The 23228-nt window shown below is 28.6% G+C and carries 20 protein-coding genes; 7 read left to right on the forward strand and 13 right to left on the reverse strand.

Annotated elements, in window-relative coordinates:
* Window positions 1–227 precede the first annotated feature (227 nt).
* The 6 genes from miaB (at window position 228) to ABWP20_RS07835 (ending at window position 8671) form a co-directional block, all read left to right on the forward strand.
* A complete protein-coding gene (gene miaB, locus ABWP20_RS07810) occupies window positions 228–1595 on the forward strand; it encodes a tRNA (N6-isopentenyl adenosine(37)-C2)-methylthiotransferase MiaB (RefSeq protein ID WP_503012518.1) in 1368 nt (455 codons plus the stop codon).
* Between the two features lie 28 nt (window positions 1596–1623).
* Window positions 1624–4245, forward strand: coding sequence for a DNA mismatch repair protein MutS (gene mutS, locus ABWP20_RS07815; protein ID WP_353095231.1), 2622 nt, complete (start codon window positions 1624–1626; stop codon window positions 4243–4245).
* Window positions 4238–6088 carry a DNA mismatch repair endonuclease MutL gene (gene mutL / locus ABWP20_RS07820; RefSeq protein ID WP_353095232.1) on the forward strand — a complete coding sequence of 617 codons (1851 nt, stop codon included), beginning with the start codon at window positions 4238–4240 and terminating at the stop codon, window positions 6086–6088. The genes mutS and mutL overlap by 8 nt, the downstream gene beginning before the upstream one ends.
* Before the next feature lie 12 nt (window positions 6089–6100).
* A complete protein-coding gene (miaA, locus tag ABWP20_RS07825) occupies window positions 6101–7063 on the forward strand; it encodes a tRNA (adenosine(37)-N6)-dimethylallyltransferase MiaA (RefSeq protein ID WP_353095233.1) in 963 nt (320 codons plus the stop codon).
* Between the two features lie 2 nt (window positions 7064–7065).
* On the forward strand, window positions 7066–7287 hold the full coding sequence (gene hfq, locus ABWP20_RS07830; protein WP_353095234.1) for an RNA chaperone Hfq: 222 nt from the start codon (window positions 7066–7068) through the stop codon (window positions 7285–7287).
* Between the two features lie 82 nt (window positions 7288–7369).
* A complete protein-coding gene (locus ABWP20_RS07835) occupies window positions 7370–8671 on the forward strand; it encodes a methionine gamma-lyase family protein (protein ID WP_353095235.1) in 1302 nt (433 codons plus the stop codon).
* A 765-nt stretch (window positions 8672–9436) separates the two neighbouring features.
* On the opposite strand, the gene lexA is transcribed toward ABWP20_RS07835, so the two are convergent.
* Complete coding sequence (gene lexA / locus ABWP20_RS07840; protein WP_353095236.1) at window positions 9437–10054, reverse strand: transcriptional repressor LexA; 618 nt, start codon at window positions 10052–10054, stop codon at window positions 9437–9439.
* A gap of 179 nt (window positions 10055–10233) precedes the next feature.
* Between lexA and ABWP20_RS07845 the strand changes: the two genes are divergently transcribed.
* Window positions 10234–10542: a LysM peptidoglycan-binding domain-containing protein gene (locus tag ABWP20_RS07845; RefSeq protein WP_353095237.1), complete on the forward strand. Its 309-nt coding sequence runs from the start codon at window positions 10234–10236 to the stop codon at window positions 10540–10542.
* Window positions 10543–10567: 25 nt separating this feature from the next.
* Here the strand turns inward: ABWP20_RS07845 and ABWP20_RS07850 are convergent, their stop codons facing one another.
* The 12 genes from ABWP20_RS07850 to ABWP20_RS07905 form a co-directional block, all read right to left on the reverse strand.
* Entirely contained in the window at window positions 10568–11542 is a 975-nt protein-coding gene (locus ABWP20_RS07850; protein ID WP_353095238.1) for a tyrosine recombinase XerC, read from the reverse strand.
* 1322 nt (window positions 11543–12864) lie between these two features.
* A complete protein-coding gene (locus ABWP20_RS07855; RefSeq protein WP_353095239.1) occupies window positions 12865–14058 on the reverse strand; it encodes a pyridoxal phosphate-dependent aminotransferase in 1194 nt (397 codons plus the stop codon).
* Between the two features lie 38 nt (window positions 14059–14096).
* Window positions 14097–14480, reverse strand: coding sequence for a PadR family transcriptional regulator (locus ABWP20_RS07860; RefSeq protein ID WP_353095240.1), 384 nt, complete (start codon window positions 14478–14480; stop codon window positions 14097–14099).
* Entirely contained in the window at window positions 14481–15296 is an 816-nt protein-coding gene (locus ABWP20_RS07865) for a PHP domain-containing protein (RefSeq protein ID WP_353095241.1), read from the reverse strand.
* Between the two features lie 121 nt (window positions 15297–15417).
* Complete coding sequence (locus ABWP20_RS07870) at window positions 15418–15678, reverse strand: stage V sporulation protein S (RefSeq protein WP_094900137.1); 261 nt, start codon at window positions 15676–15678, stop codon at window positions 15418–15420.
* 82 nt (window positions 15679–15760) lie between these two features.
* Window positions 15761–17317, reverse strand: a complete 1557-nt coding sequence (gene rny / locus ABWP20_RS07875; protein ID WP_353095315.1) for a ribonuclease Y — start codon at window positions 17315–17317, stop codon at window positions 15761–15763.
* Window positions 17318–17455: 138 nt separating this feature from the next.
* Window positions 17456–18109, reverse strand: a complete 654-nt coding sequence (locus ABWP20_RS07880) for an AAA family ATPase (protein WP_353095242.1) — start codon at window positions 18107–18109, stop codon at window positions 17456–17458.
* A gap of 4 nt (window positions 18110–18113) precedes the next feature.
* Window positions 18114–18362 carry a hypothetical protein gene (locus ABWP20_RS07885; protein WP_353095243.1) on the reverse strand — a complete coding sequence of 83 codons (249 nt, stop codon included), beginning with the start codon at window positions 18360–18362 and terminating at the stop codon, window positions 18114–18116.
* 10 nt (window positions 18363–18372) lie between these two features.
* Window positions 18373–19815 carry an AAA family ATPase gene (locus ABWP20_RS07890; RefSeq protein ID WP_353095244.1) on the reverse strand — a complete coding sequence of 481 codons (1443 nt, stop codon included), beginning with the start codon at window positions 19813–19815 and terminating at the stop codon, window positions 18373–18375.
* A gap of 2 nt (window positions 19816–19817) precedes the next feature.
* Entirely contained in the window at window positions 19818–20816 is a 999-nt protein-coding gene (locus ABWP20_RS07895; protein ID WP_353095245.1) for a metallophosphoesterase family protein, read from the reverse strand.
* A 36-nt stretch (window positions 20817–20852) separates the two neighbouring features.
* Complete coding sequence (gene recA, locus ABWP20_RS07900; RefSeq protein ID WP_353095246.1) at window positions 20853–21905, reverse strand: recombinase RecA; 1053 nt, start codon at window positions 21903–21905, stop codon at window positions 20853–20855.
* Between the two features lie 84 nt (window positions 21906–21989).
* Window positions 21990–23222 (reverse strand): competence/damage-inducible protein A, encoded by a 1233-nt coding sequence (locus ABWP20_RS07905; RefSeq protein WP_353095247.1) that lies wholly within the window; start codon window positions 23220–23222, stop codon window positions 21990–21992.
* Window positions 23223–23228 lie beyond the last annotated feature (6 nt).

Here is a 23228-nt window from a genome sequence, read left to right on the forward strand (position 1 = left end):
AATAATTGGTAAATTTATCTAATCTCAAATTTACTAGCACAACAGGTTAATTTATTTATGAAAGAACTTTAGACTAGGATTAGTTTCCTAGTCTTTTTTTATTCTATAAGGTTTGGTATAATCTAATATAATGAGTTAGATAATTATTGAGGAGGAAAAACATGAACGAAAGAAAAAATGAAGATATAGATATTCTCCAAGACAACTTAATGAAGCAAGAATATTTTATGGATAAAATAAGACAGTTAAATGACGAATACTTTGTAAAGACTGGGAAAAGAAAAACCTATCTCAAGAAAACCTATGGTTGTCAAATGAATGAACACGATTCTGAGAAAATATCTTGGATACTGGAAAATATGAACTATATTGAAACTGAAAATATAGAAGAGGCAGACTTTATAATATATAATACTTGTTTAATTAGAGAGAATGCAGAGGTTAAAGTATATGGGCATCTTGGTTCTTTAAAGAAATTGAAACGACAAAACCCTAATTTAATGATTGCAATCTGTGGATGTATGATGCAGAAGGAAGATATTAGAAATGTTATATTATCTAAACACAAACATGTGGATATAATATTTGGAACACATAATATTCATAAACTACCTCAGTTGATTGATAATCATTTGCAAACTGGTGAGACTACTGTAGATGTATTTGAAGATATTAAGGAAATAGATGAAAATATAAATGCTAATCGAAAATATTCCTATAAAGCTTTCGTTAATATCATATATGGATGTAATAATTTTTGTACCTATTGTGTAGTTCCGTATACTAGGGGAAGAGAAAATAGTAGGGAACCGGAGAATATAATTAATGAGATAAAAGAATTAGCTAAAAATGGATGTAAAGAAATCATGCTATTAGGTCAAAATGTAAATTCTTATGGGAAAAATTTAAATAGAGATTATAGTTTTACTGATCTTTTGAAGGATATTAATAAGATAGATGGAATTGAAAGAATTAGGTTTATGACATCTCATCCTAAGGATTTATCGGATGAGTTAATCAATTGTTATGCTACTTTAGATAAATTATGTGAACATTTACATTTACCTGTTCAGTCAGGTAGTGATAGAATGTTAAAAGAAATGAATAGGCATTATACCAAAGAAGATTATTTAAAGATTATCACTAAATTAAAAAAGGCAGTACCAAATATATCAATTACAACTGATATTATAATAGGTTTTCCAGGAGAAACAGAAGAGGATTTCAATGACACATTAAAACTGGTTAAAGAAGTAAGGTTTGATTCAGCTTTTACTTTCCTATACTCTATGAGGGAAGGAACTAAAGCTGCAAGAATGGAAAACCAAATAGATGATAAAATAAAGCATAATAGATTTCAGAGATTAACAGACACATTAAATGATATCGGTTTAGAAATAAATCAAAGTTTGATAGGAGAAACATTTGAAGTATTAGTGGAAGAAGTAAGTAAAAACAACACGGAAGTTTTAACTGGAAGGACAAGAGCTAATAAACTTGTTCATTTTAAAGGTGGTAAACAACTTATAGGTTCCATGGTTAATGTGAAGATTGAAAATGTTAAAACTTTTACGCTAGAGGGCAACTTAGTTTAATTTGTTCTTGCCCAAAGGAGGAAATATTTTGGAAAATTTAACACCAATGATGCAACAATATATGAGTATAAAAAAACAATATAAAGATTCCATACTTTTCTTTAGGTTAGGAGATTTCTACGAAATGTTTTTTGAAGATGCTTTAATTGCTTCAAGGGAATTAGAAATAACCTTAACTCAGAGAGATTGTGGAATGAATGAGAAAGCTCCAATGTGTGGAGTACCTCACCATGTATGTGACTCTTATATATCTAGATTAGTGGAAAAGGGATATAAGGTGGCTATATGTGATCAGATAGAGGATCCTGCATTGGCTAAGGGAATTGTAAAAAGGGATGTAATAAAGGTTGTTACTCCTGGTACTATAACAGATCAGGCTATTTTAGATGAGAAATCTAATAACTATTTAGCATCTATTTATTTAGACAATACAGGAATTGGAATTTCATATGTGGATAACTCAACTGGAGAGATGTATACTACAGAATTTATAGGAGAATATGAGACAATCAACTCTTTTATCATAGATGAGATTGGTAAGATACTTCCTTCAGAAATCATATGTAATGAAATGTTTAGCGAAAATACAAAGATTCTAAGAGTTTTAAAAAATACTATTAATCCCTATATTAATATTTATAATAATGCAGAAGCAGAAGAAAAAGATTGGTCGGCTGTAATTTTAAAACATTTTAATATATCATCTTTAGAAGAATTGGGATTAAATAAAAAAATATATTCTGTTATTGCAACTGGTAAATTAATAGAGTATTTATATATTACACAAAAATCTTCTTTAGAGCATATTAATAATTTGTCCTATTATAAGCCTAATAATTATATGATATTAGATATAAACACTAGAGCTAACCTTGAAATACATGAAACTATTATAAAAAAAGATAGAAAGGGAGCATTAATCGGATTATTAGATAAAACATCTACCTCAATGGGTGGTCGACTTCTAAAAAAATGGTTAGAGCAACCTTTAATTAATATACTGGATATAGAAAGACGAAATAGTGTAGTAGAATATTTTTTAAATAATATTTTAATTATGGATGAGAGTAAATCTCTTTTAAAGCAAATATATGATATTGAAAGGCTTACTAGTAAAATATCCAATGGGAATTGTAATGCGAGAGATTTGATTTCTTTAAAATCTTCTATTTCTGTATTACCAGATTTAAAGGTTGTATTACAAAGTTCTGATAACAGTGAATTGAATAATATGAGTATTAATCTCGATACATTAGAGGATGTTTATTTATTACTAGATAAAAGTATTAATGAGAATCCTCCCATCTCTTTAAAGGATGGAGGGCTAATAAAAGAAGGCTATGATGTGGAATTAGATGAAGTTAAAGAAGCGTGCTTAAGAGGAAAAGAGTGGCTGGCAGACTTAGAATCTAAAGAAAGAGAAAAAACTGGTATTAAGAATCTAAAAATTGGATTTAATAAGATTTATGGATATTATTTTGAAGTTACTAAGTCTAATATTTCTTTAGTTCCTAATTATTTTATTAGAAAACAAACATTGACTAATTCAGAGAGATATTATACTGAAGAATTGAAGAATATGGAAGATAAAATACTAGGCGCAGAGGTTAAATCTTTAGATTTAGAATATCAAATTTTTACTAATATTAGAAATCAAATTAAAAAAAATATTGTAAGAATTCAAAACGCAAGTAGAATAATATCTCAGGTTGATGTATTAAATGCATTTGCACAAGTAGCATATAGATTTAATTTCGTTAAACCAAGTCTTAATAAAAAAGGAATAGTTAATATTGTGGATGGAAGACATCCTGTAGTAGAAAACAATATTGAAAATAACTTATTCGTACCAAATGATACTTATTTAGATACAAATAATAATATGGTTCAAATAATTACAGGACCAAATATGGCTGGTAAATCAACTTATATGCGACAAGTAGCTATCATTACACTTTTAGCACATATAGGATCTTTTGTACCAGCAGGTAGCGCAGATATATCCATAGTAGATAGGATTTTTACTAGAATTGGTGCTGCAGATAATCTATCCCAAGGGGAGAGTACCTTTATGGTTGAGATGAATGAAGTATCTAATATTATAAAGTCTGCCACTAAGAATAGTTTAATTATTTTAGATGAGGTAGGTAGAGGTACGAGCACTTATGATGGTTTAAGTATAGCATGGGCCATAGTAGAGCATATTACAAATGTTATAAAGGCAAAGACCTTATTTGCAACTCACTACCATGAACTAACTCAGCTTCAAGAAAAGAATAAGGGCATAAAGAATTTAACAATAGTTGCAGAAGAAAAAGGAGACGAAATCGTATTTTTAAGAAAAATAGTTGAGGGAAGCACAAATAAAAGCTACGGAATAGAAGTTGCTAAATTAGCTGGCATAGATAAAAGTATCATTAATAGGGCTAATGAGATATTATCATTAATTGAAGGTAATCATCAGATAAATATTAATAATATACCAACAGAAGAACCAAAACAGTTAAATTTAATAGATTATAAAAAAGATTACTACCTTGATAAGGTTCTAAATCTAGATATAAATAGTATGACGCCTATAGAAGCCTTAAATATCCTTTATAGTTTAAAGGAGGATGCTAAGAATCTAAGGAGAGATAATAATGGGTAAAATAAAACTATTAGATAATATTACTATACAAAAAATTGCTGCTGGTGAGGTCATTGAAAGACCTTCATCTATAGTGAAAGAGTTAATTGAAAATTCTTTAGATGCTAATTCGAATAATATAACTATTGAAATTAGAGATGGTGGTAAATCTTACATTCGAGTTACAGATGACGGAGATGGAATTGAAGATGATGATTTAAATCTAGCTTTTAGAAGACATTCAACATCAAAATTATCATCTATTGAAGATTTGTATAAAATAAGATCTTTAGGGTTTAGAGGAGAGGCTTTAGCAAGTATATCCCATGTCTCTAAGGTAGAGGTAATGACTAAAACTAAAAATGCAATAGGAGGCACTCATGCCGTGGTAGAAGAAGGAAAAATTGTTTCTAAAGAAGTTGTAGGATGTCCAAAGGGAACTACTCTTATTGTAAAAGATTTATTTTATAATTTGCCAGTGAGAAAAGAATTTTTGAAATCGAATTTAATTGAATCCAATCAAATTTCTGATATAGTATATAAAGTGGCTCTTGGAAATTTAAACACTTCGTTTAAATTTATACGAGATGATAAAGTTGTTTTAAAAACTCCTCAAAATAAAAATATGGAGGCACATATATATAGTATTTTAGGAAAAGAATTTTCAAATAATTTAATTGAGATTAATTTTGAAGAATCTGGAATCCATATTCATGGGTATATATCTAATAATAATCTATATAGAGGTAATAGAAATCATCAGTATATATATATTAATGGAAGATATATATATAATATTAATATATCTAATGCTATCGAGAATCGTTATAAATCAATTATTCCACTAAATAGATTTCCATGCTTTATTCTTTTTATAGAATTGGATCCTAGTAGTATAGATGTAAATATACATCCTACAAAGCAGGAAATCAAATTTTCTAATCAATCTCAGATATTTTCGGTAATAGATAAAGCTATAAACAATGCACTATATCCTTCTTTATCAGTACCTAAAGTAAAGTTTAAAGAAAATGAGGTGATTAAGGAAGAAAATACTCCATTATTGTTTATGCAAAAGAATACGGATATAAATATGGATGTACAGGATGATATTATAGTTAAGGACTTTACTAATAAAACAATATTCGCAGAAGAAAGCCTATCTAATAGTGAACTCAGTATAATTGCAGAAAGTGAATCTATAATTAGTGAAAATACTAATAACGAATATAGGGTTTACAATGAGATAAATGTTGATGATTCATCTGAAAATATTAAAAATATTCTTTCAAATATTGAACCAATAGGGATAGTATTTAATACTTATATACTTGCTGAGGATAAAGTAAATGATAGTTTATATTTTATTGATCAGCATGCTGCTCACGAAAGAGTCATGTATGAAAAATATTTAGAGGAATATAAGAATGAAAGTATAACTGCTCAACAGCTTTTGGTTCCTGAGATTGCTGAATTAACAAATTCAGAGATGAACAATTTTTTAGAAAATGCATCAATTTTTAAAAAGTTAGGGTTCGATGTTGAGGAGTTTGGAAATAATAGTGTGGTTATAAGATCTGTTCCTTTGATTTTTGGTACACCTAAGATTAAAGGATTGTTCTATGATTTATTAGATAATATTAATAATATTAAAAGCAACTATGATACTAAATTAGATAAAATTATGAAGATAGCTTGCACAAAGGCTGTTAAAAGTGGGGATCATATGAGTAAGATTGAGATACTTAGCTTATTTGAACAATTGAAAAAATGTAATAATCCCCATAGCTGTCCCCATGGCAGACCAACTGTTTTAAAAATGAGCAAAACAGATATAGAAAAGGCATTTTTAAGGATTATGTAGAAGGATGATATAATGAAAAGTAAAAATAATTTATTTATTTTAATAGGACCTACAGCTATAGGCAAAACAGCATTATCTATTGAGTTAGCTAAAAAATTGAATGGAGAAATTATTTCGGCTGATTCTATGCAAATATATAAACATATGGATATAGGCTCGGCCAAAATTACTAAAGCAGAAATGGAAGATATTCCTCATTATTTAATAGATATAATTTCTCCAGATGAAGATTTTACTGTAGCCGATTTTAAGGGTAATGCTATTAAATTAATTAAGGATATTAATAATAAGGGAAAATTGCCTATTGTTGCTGGTGGAACTGGATTATATATTAATTCTTTAGTATATAATCTGAATTTTACTCAGGTGGCGCCAAATGATGAAGTTAGAGCTAAACTTGAATATTTAGCTGATGAATATGGAAATGAATATTTGCATGAAGAATTACAGAAAATAGATATAGAAAGTGCTAAAAGAATAAGTGTTAATGATAAGAAAAGAATAATTAGGGCAATAGAAATATTTAAACTAACAGGCAAACCAATGTCTGAGCATAATAAGAATTTTAGAAAGCCTGTAGAAGATTATAATTTGGTAATGATTGGGTTAAATATGGATAGGAAGAAATTATATAATCGAATAAACCTTAGAGTAGATATAATGCTTGAAGAGGGACTTATAGATGAAGTAAAGAAGCTCTTAAAAATGGGATATAGTAAGAATCTTATATCTATGCAGGGTATTGGTTATAAAGAGATTATAATGTATTTAGAAGGGGATATTTCACTAAATAGGTCCATAGAGTTAATTAAACAGGGTACAAGAAACTATGCGAAAAGACAACTAACATGGTTTAGAAGGGATAATAGAATTAAATGGGTAAATGTAGATGAGTTTTCTAATCTTAATGATTTAAGTCAATATATAATTGACTATTCTAAAGATAAGATTATAATTAATATAAGGGAGGAATAAGTATGAAACAGAATATAAGTCTACAAGATGTTTTCTTAAACAGAGCTCGTAAAGATGGAATCGGAATAACAATATTTTTAGTTAATGGTTATCAAATAAGAGGGCAAGTAAAAGGGTTTGATAACTATACTATAGTTCTAGAAAGCGAAGAAAAGCAGCAATTAATATATAAACATGCTATTTCTACAATAATACCTACGAAACAGATAGACTTAGATAACTAATTATTTAATAGTTTAGTTTTGCAAAAGGTCTCTGAAATTATCAGAGGCTTTTGTATTTTAAAATTAAGGAAAGGTGAATTGAATGAACGGATTAACCATAAAAAGATTATGTGAACAATTCGACATAGATAAAGAAGTTGTTGAATTTGTTAATAAAAAAGAAAACTTAATTCTAGATAAATTTAATAGAATTAATGAAATTAAAGAATACAATCAATATAAAGTTATAAATGCAATGCAGGAATGTAAATTGGCTTCTACAGATTTTAATTGGACAACAGGGTATGGATATGGAGATATAGGAAGAGATAAAGTAGAACGAATATATGCCCATGTATTTAATACAGAGGACGCCCTTGTTAGACCTGCTATTGCTTCAGGAACCCATGCTATTACATTAACTCTATCTGGTATTTTGAAGCCTGGAGATGAACTTGTAGCCATAACAGGAGCACCTTATGATACTCTTCAGAAAGTAATAGGCGTCAAAGGCAATATGTCTGGAACTCTTATGGACTATGGAGTTATATATAAGGAAATTCCTTTAAGAGAAAATATTATCAATGTTGAAGAAGTGATAAAAAATATATCTAAAGATACTAAAATTCTTATGATTCAAAGATCTACTGGATATAGTGATAGAAGGGCATTAACAATCGATGAAATCGAAACTGCAATTAAATCCATTAGGAAATATAATAAAGATGTAATCATTATGGTTGATAATTGTTATGGAGAATTCCTTGAGTTTAGAGAGCCTACTGATGTAGGGGCTGATATTATGGCTGGATCATTAATAAAAAATCCAGGAGGAGGAATTGCTTTATCAGGAGGGTATGTTGTAGGTAAATCTATTTTGGTAGAACAGATTGCCAATAGATTAACTGCACCAGGATTGGGAAAAGAATGCGGACTTACTTTTGGAACAACTAGATCTACTTTACAAGGACTCTTTTTAGCACCCCATATAGTATCTGAGGCAGTTAAGGGAGCGTTGTTAGTAGCAATTGTATATAAAGAACTGGGATTTAATGTGGTTCCTAAGGTTGATGATTTAAGATCTGATATAATTCAAGGAGTACAGTTAAATAATCCTGAAAGAGTTGTTGAATTCTGTAGGGGAATTCAGGCAGCCTCTGTAGTAGATTCATATGTAGTCCCTGAGGCTTGGGATATGCCGGGATATGAGGATAAAGTTATTATGGCAGCAGGTGGCTTTATTGAAGGCTCATCTATTGAGCTTAGTGCAGATGGACCAATAAGGGAGCCTTATTTTGCATATTATCAAGGTGGACTAACTTATGAACATTGTAAGTTAGGTGTAATGAAATCCTTAAATAATTTATATAGGAAAAATCTAATTGATGGAATCAAGGTATTATAATAATTATTATATTTGGCAGTAATCATTGAGATATGATGAATTAATTATATTAATTGGTAACTAAGTGTATAAAACTTTCCTAAAAAATAAATGGAAGAAATATTTAACTTGAAGTATAAATCGGAAAAAAGTTTACGTAACTATATTACGTAAACTTTTTCATTGTAAGACTAGATTTGATGAAAAGTTGTTAATTTTAATTTAGGTTATAATACTCTAGAATAGGATGTACTATAGCTATAAGAGAAAAAAGACTAACTGGATATTTAATTAAGGATTATGATATTTCGTATAAATTAAATAAAGTTGGGTGAATTTTATATGCGAAGTAGATGATTAGATGATAAGTATACAATTTATAATTAACTTACTGAGAAGGAATAGATAAAGAAGGTAATGAAATAAATATTCTGGATATTTTAGATTCAGATGTTGAGAAAATGGTTCAAGATATAATAATATAGTAAGATATATATTAATAGATGTTTTATAAGCTATAGTGTATAGAGGGTAATCTTATATTCTTTGGTATTTGAATAAGTCTTGATTATTATGATAGGAAATAGGAAAGTTAATTACTAACTGGTTTTAATAAAGGTACGAAAAGTTTTTTAAATAAACGTTAGGACTTGGAATGTTGAGCTGTAATTTGTTAAAGCATTATATAGATTTAGTGAATTTTATTTAATGAGGTATTCATGAAATAGGTTTAATTCGCAAAGGAGTAATATATTATACAACAATATATTACTCCTTCTATTATTTTTACATTTTTCTAAACAACCCTATGACTTTTCCTAAAATAGATACATCTTTAGTATATATAGGTTCCATAAACTGGTTTTCTGGTTGTAATCTTATTTTATCTTTTTCTTTAAAAAATCTTTTAACTGTAGCTTCATCTTCTAATAAAGCTACTACTATATCTCCGTTTAATGCGGATTTTTGCTCTCTAACTAAGACTAAATCACCGTCTAAAATTCCCGCGTCAATCATACTTTCGCCTTGAATTTTAAGCATAAATACATCATGTCCTTCAACAAGTTCTACAGGTACAGGGTAAGTATCTTCAATATTCTCTACGGCTAATATAGGGGCACCTGCAGTTACCTTGCCTAAAATAGGTATGTCAACAGTTTTTTTGGATACAAGTAAAAAGTCATCATTTCTGTCAAGAATTTCAATTGCTCTTGGCTTTGTAGGATCCTTTCTAATATATCCTTTGGCCTCAAGTTTTTCTAAATGACTATGAACAGTTGAAGTAGATTTCAAATTAACACCTTTGCAAATATCCCTAACAGATGGTGGATAACCTTGCCTTTGAACCTCAGATTTTATATATAATAAAATTTCAATCTGCTTCTGAGTTAAATCTTCATACATAAAACACACCTCTCATTCATAATATATTTTAATAAGTTTAATTTTGATTTATTATATCATATTATCTATTATTTTTCAAACAAAGGTTCGTTTTATTTGGAAAAACTATTGACAAAGAACCTACGTTTGTGTAGAATATCTATAGAACGATTGTTCAGAACTAACGTGCGAGGTGGGTTATGAAGAAAAGGTATAGGATAGTTAACAAAACAAGATTTTATTTATTCGTTACTTCATCGTTTACATTCATACTAATTTTTTCATTTATTTTATTATCAAGAAATAGGGCTTATAGTTCGGTGTATAAAGTTGGTTACAAAGAAGTAAAAGTAGTAGAAGGGGATACACTATGGAATATTGCTTTAAATTATCTTCCTCCAAAAACTGATGTGAGGAAACTGGTGTACGATATTAAAGAGTTTAACGAAATGGAAGATTTTTATATCTATCCTGGAGATCGTATTAAAGTTCCGATTATAAACCAATAAGGCAACAAAAAAGCTAAGAAAATTCTTAGCTTTTTTTGTTGGTTCTATTAGACAATGGATTGCTTTTTACAGCTTCTCTAAGTCTATCATTATCTATATGAGTATATATTTGCGTTGTAGATACCGATTCGTGTCCTAAGATTTCTTGTAAAGCCCTTATATCAACATTTCCGTATTTATACATCAATGTAGCAGCCGTATGCCTTAGTTTATGTGTGGAATAGATAGAAGTATCTAGACCTAATTTCTCCAGGTATCTATCAATCATATGCTGTATAGCACGATTGCTCATTCTGTTTTTTCTTTTACTTATGAACATAGCTTTCTCATCTGTTGGGTTCTTTGGCCTAACTGATAGATAATCTTCTATAGCTGATATACAAGCATCATTTAGAAAAATAGTTCTCTCTTTATTTCCTTTTCCTATGATAGATAATGTATCATTATCCTTTATTTTATCTATATCAATACTAGATAACTCTGATAATCTTAAACCGCAATTTAAAAACAACATAATTATGGCATAATCTCTTTTTCTATATTCTTCATTAGTGTTTTCTAATACTATGTTTAATAATGCTTCTGATTGCTCTAAAGTGAGGTAGACAGGATGTCTATTATCTGTTTTAGGGAATTCAAGAGATTCTGTAGGGTTTTTTTCTATTAAATTTACTATGGAATATAGATAATCAAAGAAGGACCTAAGGGAGGCAACCTTTCTAGATTTAGCAAAATTTTTATTATTTCTTTTTTTATCAGCGTATGAAATGTAAGCGTGCAAATCTTGAATTTTTAATTTCTTAATTAAATCTAAATCGATATCAGATATATCAATTTCATCAAATGGCTGCTCCGAATCAACCAATCTATATCTTGATTTAATAAATCTAAAAAATGTTCTTAGATCAAAGAAGTATTCTTTTACAGTATTTGGAGAGGAACCTTTAATAGTTTCCATGTAATTTAAGTAATCTTCAAGGATTAGCGGTATATTATTCACTATATCCCCCTTTTCATAATAACATTAGTCACAAAATAGTTATTTTGTGACTAATGTTATTTTACACCAAAATTATCCAAAAAGCAAATTATTAGGATATTTAAACTTTGATAATATTTTTAAGCAATAAAAGATAAAGTTATACAGATATCAGTCTGTTATATAATCTAAAAAGATTTGTTTGGATAATATAGCAATTAAAAATATGTCTAAATAATACAATTCTATTTAACCTTAATAACAGGTTTATACTTAGTTCTTAGATGCTCAATGATAAATTACATTAACATATATTATAAAATCGATTAAAATCGATTTTATAAGGTCAAAAAACAAAGATTGCACTTTTAAATTTAAAATACACAGTTAAATCTTGAATCATTAATTTTAAATTAGATTTAAATCAATATCTAATATATTGGTTCTGTTAAATGACTGGTTAGGATAAAACTGATCATTTTGTATCAAAACTATATATGGATTTTTAATAATTGCTACATAGCTAGCTGATGAATAATATATTTTAATATTTTATAAATATTTTATAATAATACTAGTTGAGATTTAATTTCTAAAGTTTATTATAATCCGATTATGGTTATTAATAATATAATTATTTTGAACGTTGGTATCTAAATATAATAATATTTATATTTTTATCTGTTTTAATACCATTACTTCTTTATTAACTTTAATGAATCTCAACAAAGTTTACATAAATATATTACGTAAACTTATTTTAATATATCGGATAAAAGTTTTCATTAATGTTGATTTATGTTTATTATGATATTAAATTTTATTATTTCTTCTACTTCTATATGAATGACACTATATTTATTAATTTAGAATAGCTTAACTAATATAGCCTTCTTGTTCTTTGAATTCTTCTATTATTTTTTATTTACGTTCTTATCAAGAAATAGTAGAATGTAGTAATCAGTTTCATATAATCTTTAATAGTTCATATTTTCCAATATCCAAGATGTTTTCTCAGAACCATAGGTTTCCTTGAGATCTGAATTATTTAACAGATAAATAATTTTATATAAATCAAAAATATCGCCTAAATTAACCTTATTCCTTAGAACATATTTAGTTAGATTGCCTACCTTCATTTTAAATATTTTCCGGATTATTAGAGTTTGAATCTTTCCCTATAATACCAGCAACTTTTTATTACATTCTATTTTCTCCTAATGATCTAGCAATAATAAGTTTACGTAACTATATTACATAAACTTATTAGGTGTGAGTGTGACTAAAAGAAAAAGGTTGACATAAATATAATACGTCAACCTTTTTCTTTTAAATATGTTATTTTATTCTTCTACTATTTGTTTTATTCTTTCTAAGCCTTTTTTGATATTTTCCATAGATGTTGCATAAGATAATCTTATATATTTATCATCACCAAAAGCTATACCAGGTACTACTGCTACCTTACCTTCTTCAAGTAATAAGCTTGCAAAATCTAAAGATGAATTTATTACTTTACCTTTGATTGTTTTTCCTAATAGCTGTGTAAAGTTTATCATTATATAAAAAGCACCTTGAGGTTTTCTACAGCTTAATCCTTTAATTGAATTTATTGTTTCATACATATAATTTCTTCTTTCCACGAAATGTTTTTTCATTTCTTCAACACTGCTTTGTTCCCCTAAAAGACCTTCAATACTTGCATATTGAGATATGGAACATGGATTAGATGTTGCATGGCTTTGCATATTACTCATTACTTTAACTATATCTTCATGAGCAGCGGCATATCCAATTCTCCATCCAGTCATTGCATATGCCTTTGACATACCATTTATAAGTATTGTTAATCTCTTTATATCTTTATTAAATGATGCAATAGAAATATGCTTATTATCATCATATACTAATTTTTCATATATTTCATCAGAAACAATAAATATATTATTTTTAACAGCCCAGTCTGCTATATTTCTTAACTCTTCCTCAGTATATATAGATCCTGTAGGATTGCTTGGACTATTTAATATAATAGCTTTAGTTTTATTAGTTAATACCTTATTTAAATCATCTACGTTAAATTTAAAATCATTTTCTTCCTTTGTTTCTATATGAACAGGAACACCATCTGCAAGTCTCACTAATTCAGGATAACTTACCCAATATGGAACAGCAAATATAACTTCATCACCAGGGTTTAATATTGCCATTAAAGCATTATGTATAGAATGCTTTGCACCACTGGATATTATAATATTATTTGTTTTATATTCTAAACCGTTATCTCTTTTTAACTTCTCACATATAGCTTTCTTTAAATCAACTATCCCAGAAGCTGGAGTGTATCTAGTTAGGCCTTCTTTTATAGCTCTAATACCTTCTTTTTGGATGTTTTCCGGAGTATTAAAGTCTGGTTCTCCAGCTCCAAAACTAACAACATCTATTCCTGATTCTTTCATAGCCTTTGCCTTTGCAGTAATCTCCAAAGTAATTGAAGGTGCTATCCTTAAACCTTTTTCTGATAAATTAAAATTCATAAAAATCATACCTCCAAAATAATATTTGTTTTATAGAGTTATATTCTTTCTCCATATATATCTTTTAACACATTTTTAACAATAAGTAAAGAATCTTCGAAAGAACTTTTATTTTGTAGCAACAATATTTTATAATGTCGCTTTCCCTCATCAGTTATTCTATATCTTCTTATGGATCTTTTTTCAGGTTCGTCCCACCATCCTTCAATATACCCCTCCCCTTCTAACTCTCTGAGAAGTGGGTATATCATACCTGGACTTGGCTCCCATCTATTATCTAGTCTACTTTTTATCTCGTCTTTAATTTTGTTTCCGTAGTAAGATTTTTCATTTAATAGATGTAGTATATAAAGCTTTACAAAAGAAGTAGTACTTATTTTTGTAGGAAACTGTCTTTGCCTTTGTCCCTTATATATAGTCAATTATATCCTCTCCTTAAATTCTGGGATTGTATCAATATCAACAAAATATTTACCTAATATTAATTCTCCATTTATAAGATCACCATGAAAATCGGAGCCACCAGTAATTATTAAATCATTTGTCTTAGATAGATTAATTAAAAAATCGGTATCTTCTTTACTATGTTTAGAATGTATACATTCTAAACCATTTATGTCTAATGAAATACAATAGTTTATAATATCTTTATCTTTTAAAATACCTGGATGAGCTAAAACTGAAATTCCTCCAACGCTTTTTATTAATGATATAGTTTCATCAATATTTATCTTATATCTTTCAGCATAAGCTGGCTTACCTCTATCTAAGTATTTATTAAATGCCTCTTGTATATCCGATACATAACCTTTTTTAATTAATGCTCTAGCTATATGAGGTCTGCCAATATATTCTTCTCCAGAAAATTCTTTTACTTCATCTATTGAAAGATCTAAGCCTAATTCATTAATTCTATTAATCATCTCTATTCCTCTAGTTAACCTTGATTTTTTTAATTGAGTAATAATCTTAATAAGCCTAGGGTCTTGGTAATTTATAAAGTATCCGAGTATATGAACTTCTTCATCCTTAAATACACAACTAAATTCAATTCCTGGAATTACAGTAAAATTATCATATCTATTACTGTATTCAATAGCTTTTTTAATTCCAGTTATAGTATCATGATCGGTAATTGCTATTCCATCTAAGTTTTTCTTAATTGCTAAATCAATCACTTCTTCTGGTGGAAATAATCCATCAGAATGATTTGTATGTACATGTAAATCAAAAATCATCAAATTCCTCCTTATATAATAAAGTATATTGATGAATTAGTAAGTGTAAGATATATATGATTATACAATTTTAGATTTTAGAGTATAAAAAACCTGCCATGCTGGCAGGTTTTTTATAATATTATCTCGGTTCAATAATTAGCTTTATAGCTGTCCTCTCTTCACCATCTATAATTATATCTGTGAAGGCTGGTATACAAATAAGATCGATTCCACTTGGAGCAACAAATCCTCTTGCTATTGCTACTGCTTTTACTGCTTGGTTTAAAGCACCCGCCCCTATTGCTTGAATTTCAGCAGCTCCCTTTTCCCTTAATACACCTGCTAATGCTCCTGCAACAGAATTTGGACTTGATTTTGCTGATACTTTTAATACATCCATTAAATTAGCCCCCTCTAATTAAATTTTTTAAATATATTTTTATATTATTTACTTCCATATTTAGTGTTTATTTAAAAAATTATTATTTAGCGTATTCAATAGCCCTAGTTTCACGGATTACATTTACCTTAATCTGACCTGGATAATCCAATTCAGACTCTATTCTTTTTACAATCTCCCTTGCCGTATGAATTATCTGACTTTCAGAAACTTCATCAGGTTTTACTAAAATTCTAATTTCTCTTCCTGCTTGAATTGCATAAGATCTTTCTACGCCATCGAAAGAATTTGCTATTTCTTCAAGTTTTTGCAGTCTCTTTATATAAGCTTCAAGAGTTTCTCTTCTTGCACCTGGTCTTGCTGCCGAGATAGCATCAGCTGCTTGTACTAAAACAGCCTCAACAGTTTGTGGCTCACAATCACCGTGGTGAGCAGCAATACCATGTAATACTTCTTTAGACTCTTTATATCTTCTAGCTAGGTCTACCCCTATATCAACATGAGGACCTTCTACTTCATGGTCCACTGCTTTTCCTAAATCATGTAATAAACCTGCTCTTTTTGCTATTTTTACATCAGCTCCTAATTCTGCAGCCATTATGCCTGCAAGATGAGCTACTTCAACAGAATGTTTCAATACATTTTGTCCATAACTTGTTCTATATTTTAATCTACCTAGAAGCTTAATTAACTCTGGATGAATCCCATGAACACCTGCATCAAAAGCAGCTTGTTCACCTTCTTCGCGAATAATATTCTCTACTTCTTTTTTAGCTTTTTCCACCATTTCTTCAATTCTAGCAGGATGTATTCTACCATCCACTATAAGTTTTTCCAATGCAATTCTAGCGATTTCTCTCCTTACAGGATCAAAACCTGATAGAACTACTGCTTCTGGAGTATCATCAATAATTAAATCTATACCTGTTAACGTTTCTAGAGTTCTTATATTTCTACCTTCTCTTCCGATAATTCTACCCTTCATTTCGTCATTTGGAAGAGCAACGACAGTTACTGTAGTTTCAGCTACATGATCAGCTGCACATTTCTGTATTGCGGTAGATATTATTTCTCTCGCTTTTTTATCTGCCTCTTCTTTAGCTTTGTTTTCCATTTCTTTAATCATAATAGCAGATTCATGAACTATTTCTTTTCTAGTCTCATCTAATAATAATTCCTTCGCTTCATCCGAGGTTAAACCAGAAAGTCTTTCTAACTCTAATACTTGCTTTTTGCAAATATCATCAATTAAAGTCTCCTTATCTTCAACATCTTTAAGTTTTTTAGCTAGGAGATCTTCTTTTCTTTCAATCGCATCACTTTTTCTATCAATACTTTCTTCTTTATTAAGTATTCGCCTCTCAAGTTTTTGAAGTTCAGATCTTCGCTCGCGATTTTCTTTTTCTGCTTCACTTCTAAGCCTATGGATTTCTTCTTTTACTTCTAGTAATAGTTCTTTCTGACGAGCTTCTCCATCTCTTTCAGCGTCTTCAATGATTTTTTTAGCTAACTCTTCAGCATTATTTATTTTACCTTCTCCAATAGTTTTTCTTATAAAGTAACCAGCGAGAATTCCAATAATTGCCCCAAGAATTGCAATTAAAATTTCAATAACTAAACACCTCCAATTGTATAAAATTTTCAAGTTCCATACTACATTTTCATTTTCATTAAATATAAGCGTATGTTACTAGCCTAATAAATTAAAATAATAAACTGTATAGAATATACCATATAACTCAATTTTATTACTTTTAAAAGATAATGTCAAGATGTATTAGGATGTAATCCTAGTTACCATACTTTTAGAGCCTTTTATGTCTACCCTATAAGCATTGTTCCCTATAGCTGCTAGATGATGGTTATGAGTTACCATAATTATTTGTCTGTTAAATAATTCAGATGTTTGTTTTAAGAAATCAGCAACATTAAAAATAAACTCATCACTTACATGCTTAGCAGGTTCATCTAAAATTAAAGGTCCTTCAATCTTAGGCTTATGAATCTGTAAAAAAGCAATTCTTAAAGCTAAAGAAACAATATCTACAACACCGCCGCCTCTAGATAACTCAGGTTTTGTTTTAATCAATACATCTTCAATTTTATTAACTACATAAAACTCAGCATTTGATTTTCCTCTTTGTTCTTCAATTTGAATTACAAATTCAATGTCAGATTCAAATATAAATTGTAGGCATTTAGTAACTAAAGATTCAATTTGATTTTTAGCCTGTTCTCTGGCAAACTCTGAAGTTTTTTGAAATAATATACTTACTTTAGACAGTAAATCTATTTCTATTTCAATAGTCTTAATAACTTCCTTCTGTATTTCCAATTGTTCCTTGATTTTATCTCTTTTTCCTGACTCTCTTGCAATATATTCTTTTGATTTAACTAAATAATTATCTAACTCTTGTAAATTGCTTATCATTTTATCACTTCTTTTCTAATAAATCTTTTGGCAATAACTCATTAGCTTCCTTAAATAACCTATCTATTTCTAATGTTAATTTATTGATTTCATTTTCCAATTCTTCTGGTTCAACACCTAAACCTTTTAATTCCTTTATTATTTCTTCTTCTTGTTGGTTTAATTGTTCCAATCTTGCTTCAGCCTTATATTTTAAATTTTTTGCTTTTTCAAGATTTTCTTTTAAACTATTAAGTTCTTTTTCATAATCCATGTTATACCTCCTAACTATAATGACTTATAATATGTTCGATTTTATCATCATCAATTATACTAAAACATAAAGGGCAAACCTCTTGTTTTAACAATAACTCTCTATAGCTTACTATTTGAGTTTCTACTTCATCTTTATATTTTTGTACTAAAATACCTACTTTTACAGCTTCATCTTTATTAGAGCTATAGGCAATAAATAAATCTTTTAAACTAGTTAGAAGATTTATTTTTCTTTGTGAATCAATATAGACCTTAGAAATATTATCTACGTCTTGTAGCTTTTCAATATATCGCATTCCTATAGCTAAACTTTTCTTTAATGATAAATCTCTTTCTTTTATAATATTAAGTTTTTTTAATTCATAAATATTGCTATTGATTGTACTTATTTTATCTTGTAACATATCAAGGTTAGTTAATTTATTTGATATTATATTAAATTCACTAATTTCATGTTGTATTATCTCTAACTTTGATTTATATTTCATTAATTTAACCCTTAGACTATATGATGAAATCATTTTACTAATATTATTTTCAGCTGTATTAAGATCCTTTAATGAATTAATAATTTTTATGTTTTCCTCTTTATATAAATATAATTTATTTATAAGATCATTTTGTCTTTTTAAATAATTAAGCTTACTAATAGCTGAGGAAATATTGCTTAAAATGTAATCTATTAAAGTTATATCCTTAAGTTTATCTATATAAAAGTTTAAATGTTTTTTTTCTTGTAAAATGGTTAAATGCCTTTGTAATAAATCTTTGTATTTATATATTATTTCCTCTTTTTGCTGTATTTCATCCTTAATCTTTTCAACTTGATTAATCCTATTATTTAATTCATCTAAATAATCATATTCCAACAATTCCTTTTCTAATTGAGAAATATTTTCTTCTGTAATCTTTTTATTGTTGGTTAAGTTACGGTTATCTTTTAAAGTCTCTCGTAAAGCATCATCTATAATATTAACACCTACAAGACGTCCAATAGAAGTTGCTCTAGTAGAACCTTTCTCTGAAAGTAAAAAGGCACCTTCTAGTTGATCACTTAAGTTAATTGAATTTGAAAGATCACTATCCAATAATATCTTTTTAATTCCTATTTTATCAATGATTTCTTGAGGAACAGAGGTACCAAAGCCTTCAAATTTAATTTCATTATCATCAGAATCATAAAGAAAATAAGTATTTTTGCTTTTGCTTCTATATCTTTTTACTTTGGTTCCATCATTAAATATAACGGTTACACTACATTCACTACTACCTTCCCTAATAAAGTAATCTCCAGAAGGTTCATTATAAAGAGCCCATCTAATTCCTCTAAGAATTGCTGTTTTTCCACTATCTGATGGGCCTACAATTACATTTAGTTGATCATCAAATTCTATAACTGAATCCTTATGTGATTGAAAATTTTCTAAAATTACTTTTTTAATATATTTCATATTTAATCACCAGTTAGACCTTTCATCTGAATCATTGCAATTCTTCTTAAGGATTCTACCTTAACTTTTTCCTCTACATTTTCAGCAGTAGATACTTCCATTAATACTTCATTTATATCCATTTTTTCAAAATCTAAAGCCGCATCTATAGTTTGTTTAAATTCAAAAATTCTCTCGCGTTTAAATAAATTGTTCTCTATTTCTTTTCTATCTAGTATTTCCTCTCCTGGTAATGCAGTCTTCAAAGGAATTTGTTTTATTCTTATATTTTCATCTAACTCTATTAATACTACTTGTGGAACCCTTTCAATTTCCTTTAAACTATTTGTTATTCTTACTAAGCTGCCTGGATTAATAAAATACTTTTCATCAATTTTAGTAGGTTTGAATCCTGCATGATAATGTCCTGAAAGAGTAATATCGGCTAATGTGTCTTTTATATCATCAATCAGGGTATATGGAATTCCCTTTATAAAAGGCCTGTCTAATAACATACCATGAACCATATGTATTGTATAGTTTACATTATCATTTTTTTCTTTTAATAAATAATAATCTAGATGATTAGGAGTGTCAATATCATATACATATGGCTGCCCGGTTAATTGAACTTTAATATTATCTTTCTCAAGAATTATTTTATCTCCACTTTTAACTAACTTAATTACTCCTAATACATCTAATAACCCTAGCATTGTTCTATTTATTGTTTCTGGATTATGCCCATAGATATCATGGTTTCCACTTATCAAATAAAAAGGAACTTCTATTTTATCTAAAATCATTGCAAATTTACTTGCAATTGCTATTGATACATCTGGTCTGTCAAATAAATCTCCTCCATGGAGAACAAAGTCTATTTTATTTTCTTTTATCATATCTACAATTTCTAATAATTTTTGTTCAATAGAATCTACAAATATATCTTTCCGATTTTTAGGTGTAGTTCCCCTAATATGAGTATCAGTAAAAAAAAGCAACTTCAAAATATAACACCTCACAAATAGACCTCCTATTAAAGGAGGTCTATATATTTCTTATTTATCTTTCTCCTTAGAATCCTCTGCTGATACATCTATGGAGTCAGTATTATCTTTATTTAAACCAAATTGGGTACGAACTTTATTTTCAACTTCTAATGAAACCTCGGGATTATCCCTTAAGAAATCTTTAGCATTCTCCCTGCCTTGGCCAAGTTTATGCTCATTATAACTATACCAAGAACCAGACTTATTAATAATCTCGGCAGCAACAGCCGAATCTAATATATTACCTTCTTTTGAAATACCAATTCCATACATAATATCAAATTCTGCCTGTTTAAATGGTGGAGCTACTTTATTTTTAACAACTTTAACTCTAGTTCTATTTCCAATAATTTCATCTCCCTGTTTTATTGAATCAATTCTTCTAACATCTAGACGAATACTGGCATAGAATTTTAATGCTCTACCACCTGTTGTGGTTTCAGGACTACCAAACATTACTCCAACTTTTTCTCTAAGTTGGTTGATAAATATTACAGTTGAATTTGATTTATTAATAGTTCCAGCTAATTTTCTAAGGGCTTGAGACATAAGTCTAGCTTGAAGTCCAATATGACTGTCACCCATTTCCCCTTCTATCTCTGCCTTAGGCACAAGAGCAGCTACAGAGTCAACTACAACTATATCTATTGCACCACTCCTTACTAAAGCTTCAGCGATTTCTAAAGCTTGTTCTCCTGTATCTGGCTGGGATATTATAAGATCTTCGATATCTACACCCAATCTTTTGGCATATGAAGGGTCTAAAGCATGTTCTGCATCTATGAAAGCCGCAATTCCACCTAATTTTTGTGCTTCTGCAATCATGTGAAGTGATACAGTAGTCTTACCTGAAGATTCAGGACCGAATATTTCAATTATTCTACCACGTGGAATCCCGCCTATTCCCAAAGCAATATCTAGATCTAAGGAACCAGTAGGTATTACCTCAACATTTAGTTTTGCATTTTCACCTAGTCGCATTATAGAACCTTTTCCAAATTGCTTTTCGATTTGGCTTAAGGTCAAATCTAAAGCTTTCTTCTTTTCAGTATTATCGATCATAAGTATTCCAGTTGAACTGGATTCACCCCTTTCTCTCTGCGAACATTCGTTCTAATTATATATTACAACATATCCAGAATTAAGTCAATCATTTATTAATAAAAATTTTCTCAGTTCAAAAAAAGCTCTTGTAGCTGTTTTATTTTGAATAGACTCTCTATTTCCATTAAAATTACATTTTATAGTGATGAATTTATTTCTATTGGAAATACCTATATATACTAACCCCACAGGTTTATCTTCTGTTCCTCCATCAGGACCAGCAATTCCAGTTACAGATAGTGCTAAGTCTAAGTTATTTCTAGTAAGTAATCCGTTAGCCATTTCAATGGCAGTTTCTTTACTTACCGCTCCATATTTTTCTAAAATATCGGATTTAACATTAACTTCTTCCATTTTTGCATTATTACTATAGGTAATGATACTTCTATCAAAGACTTCTGACACACCAGATATACGACTAAACCTACTGCTAATAAGTCCTCCTGTACAGGATTCACAAAAACCTATCTTATAGCTTTTCTCTCTTAATAGATTAAACACTATAATTTCTATGGGAATATTATCGAAACCGTATATATGTTCATTAAATCTATTTTCTAATATTTCAATTATATTATTAACTTTACTTTCAATATTATCTTTAGCTTTCCCTTTACCTACTATTTTAATCTCAACTTCTACTTCTTTGGCAAATGTGGCAATTTTAATATCTGGGTCTTTATCTATTAAATCTTTTATCTCCATTTCTAATTGAGATTCACCTATACCAATTATATTGACAGATCTATTCACTATATTAAGGTCTTCATGAAGTAGAGGAATTACTTCATTATCAAACATTAATTTCATTTCATTTGCAGGTCCTGGCAGCATTATTATTTTTTTATTATCTTTAGATAAAAAGATACCAGGTGCAGTTCCAATAGAATTCTTTAAAAATCGACTTCCTTCTGGTTTTGAAGCTTGTTTTAAATTATTAGTAGACATTTCTCTATTTAATTTAGTAAATATATTTTTAATATTTTCTTCCATATTTTTATCTTCAATTAATTCTAGTCCTAATGCTTCAGTAATAACTTCTTTTGTTAAATCATCATGTGTAGGCCCTAATCCACCAGTTGTAATTATAAGGTCTGCTCTTTTTAAAGATATTTTTATAATCTCTTTAAGTCTATTTTTATCATCATCTACAGAAGTATGATAATAAGTTTCTATTCCAAGTTCCAATAGTTTACTAGAAATATATTTACTATGGGTATTTAAAGTACTGCCCATAGTAATTTCTGAACCTATTGCAATAATTTCTGCTATCATAATACT

The sequence above is a fragment of the Tissierella praeacuta genome, assembly GCF_040396155.1.
GTDB lineage: Bacteria > Bacillota > Clostridia > Tissierellales > Tissierellaceae > Tissierella > Tissierella praeacuta_A.

What these genes read in the sequence shown, in the direction of transcription:
- recA (WP_353095246.1), bottom strand. Translation starts at nt 21,905, where the DNA reads ATGATCGATAATACTGAAAAGAAGAAAGCTTTAGATTTGACCTTAAGC.
- miaA (WP_353095233.1), top strand. Translation starts at nt 6,101, where the DNA reads ATGAAAAGTAAAAATAATTTATTTATTTTAATAGGACCTACAGCTATA.
- ABWP20_RS07890 (WP_353095244.1), bottom strand. Translation starts at nt 19,815, where the DNA reads ATGAAATATATTAAAAAAGTAATTTTAGAAAATTTTCAATCACATAAG.
- hfq (WP_353095234.1), top strand. Translation starts at nt 7,066, where the DNA reads ATGAAACAGAATATAAGTCTACAAGATGTTTTCTTAAACAGAGCTCGT.
- lexA (WP_353095236.1), bottom strand. Translation starts at nt 10,054, where the DNA reads ATGTATGAAGATTTAACTCAGAAGCAGATTGAAATTTTATTATATATA.
- ABWP20_RS07865 (WP_353095241.1), bottom strand. Translation starts at nt 15,296, where the DNA reads ATGATTTTTGATTTACATGTACATACAAATCATTCTGATGGATTATTT.
- mutL (WP_353095232.1), top strand. Translation starts at nt 4,238, where the DNA reads ATGGGTAAAATAAAACTATTAGATAATATTACTATACAAAAAATTGCT.
- ABWP20_RS07885 (WP_353095243.1), bottom strand. Translation starts at nt 18,362, where the DNA reads ATGGATTATGAAAAAGAACTTAATAGTTTAAAAGAAAATCTTGAAAAA.
- ABWP20_RS07855 (WP_353095239.1), bottom strand. Translation starts at nt 14,058, where the DNA reads ATGAATTTTAATTTATCAGAAAAAGGTTTAAGGATAGCACCTTCAATT.
- miaB (WP_503012518.1), top strand. Translation starts at nt 228, where the DNA reads ATGGATAAAATAAGACAGTTAAATGACGAATACTTTGTAAAGACTGGG.
- ABWP20_RS07880 (WP_353095242.1), bottom strand. Translation starts at nt 18,109, where the DNA reads ATGATAAGCAATTTACAAGAGTTAGATAATTATTTAGTTAAATCAAAA.
- ABWP20_RS07870 (WP_094900137.1), bottom strand. Translation starts at nt 15,678, where the DNA reads ATGGATGTATTAAAAGTATCAGCAAAATCAAGTCCAAATTCTGTTGCA.
- ABWP20_RS07845 (WP_353095237.1), top strand. Translation starts at nt 10,234, where the DNA reads ATGAAGAAAAGGTATAGGATAGTTAACAAAACAAGATTTTATTTATTC.
- ABWP20_RS07835 (WP_353095235.1), top strand. Translation starts at nt 7,370, where the DNA reads ATGAACGGATTAACCATAAAAAGATTATGTGAACAATTCGACATAGAT.
- ABWP20_RS07905 (WP_353095247.1), bottom strand. Translation starts at nt 23,222, where the DNA reads ATGATAGCAGAAATTATTGCAATAGGTTCAGAAATTACTATGGGCAGT.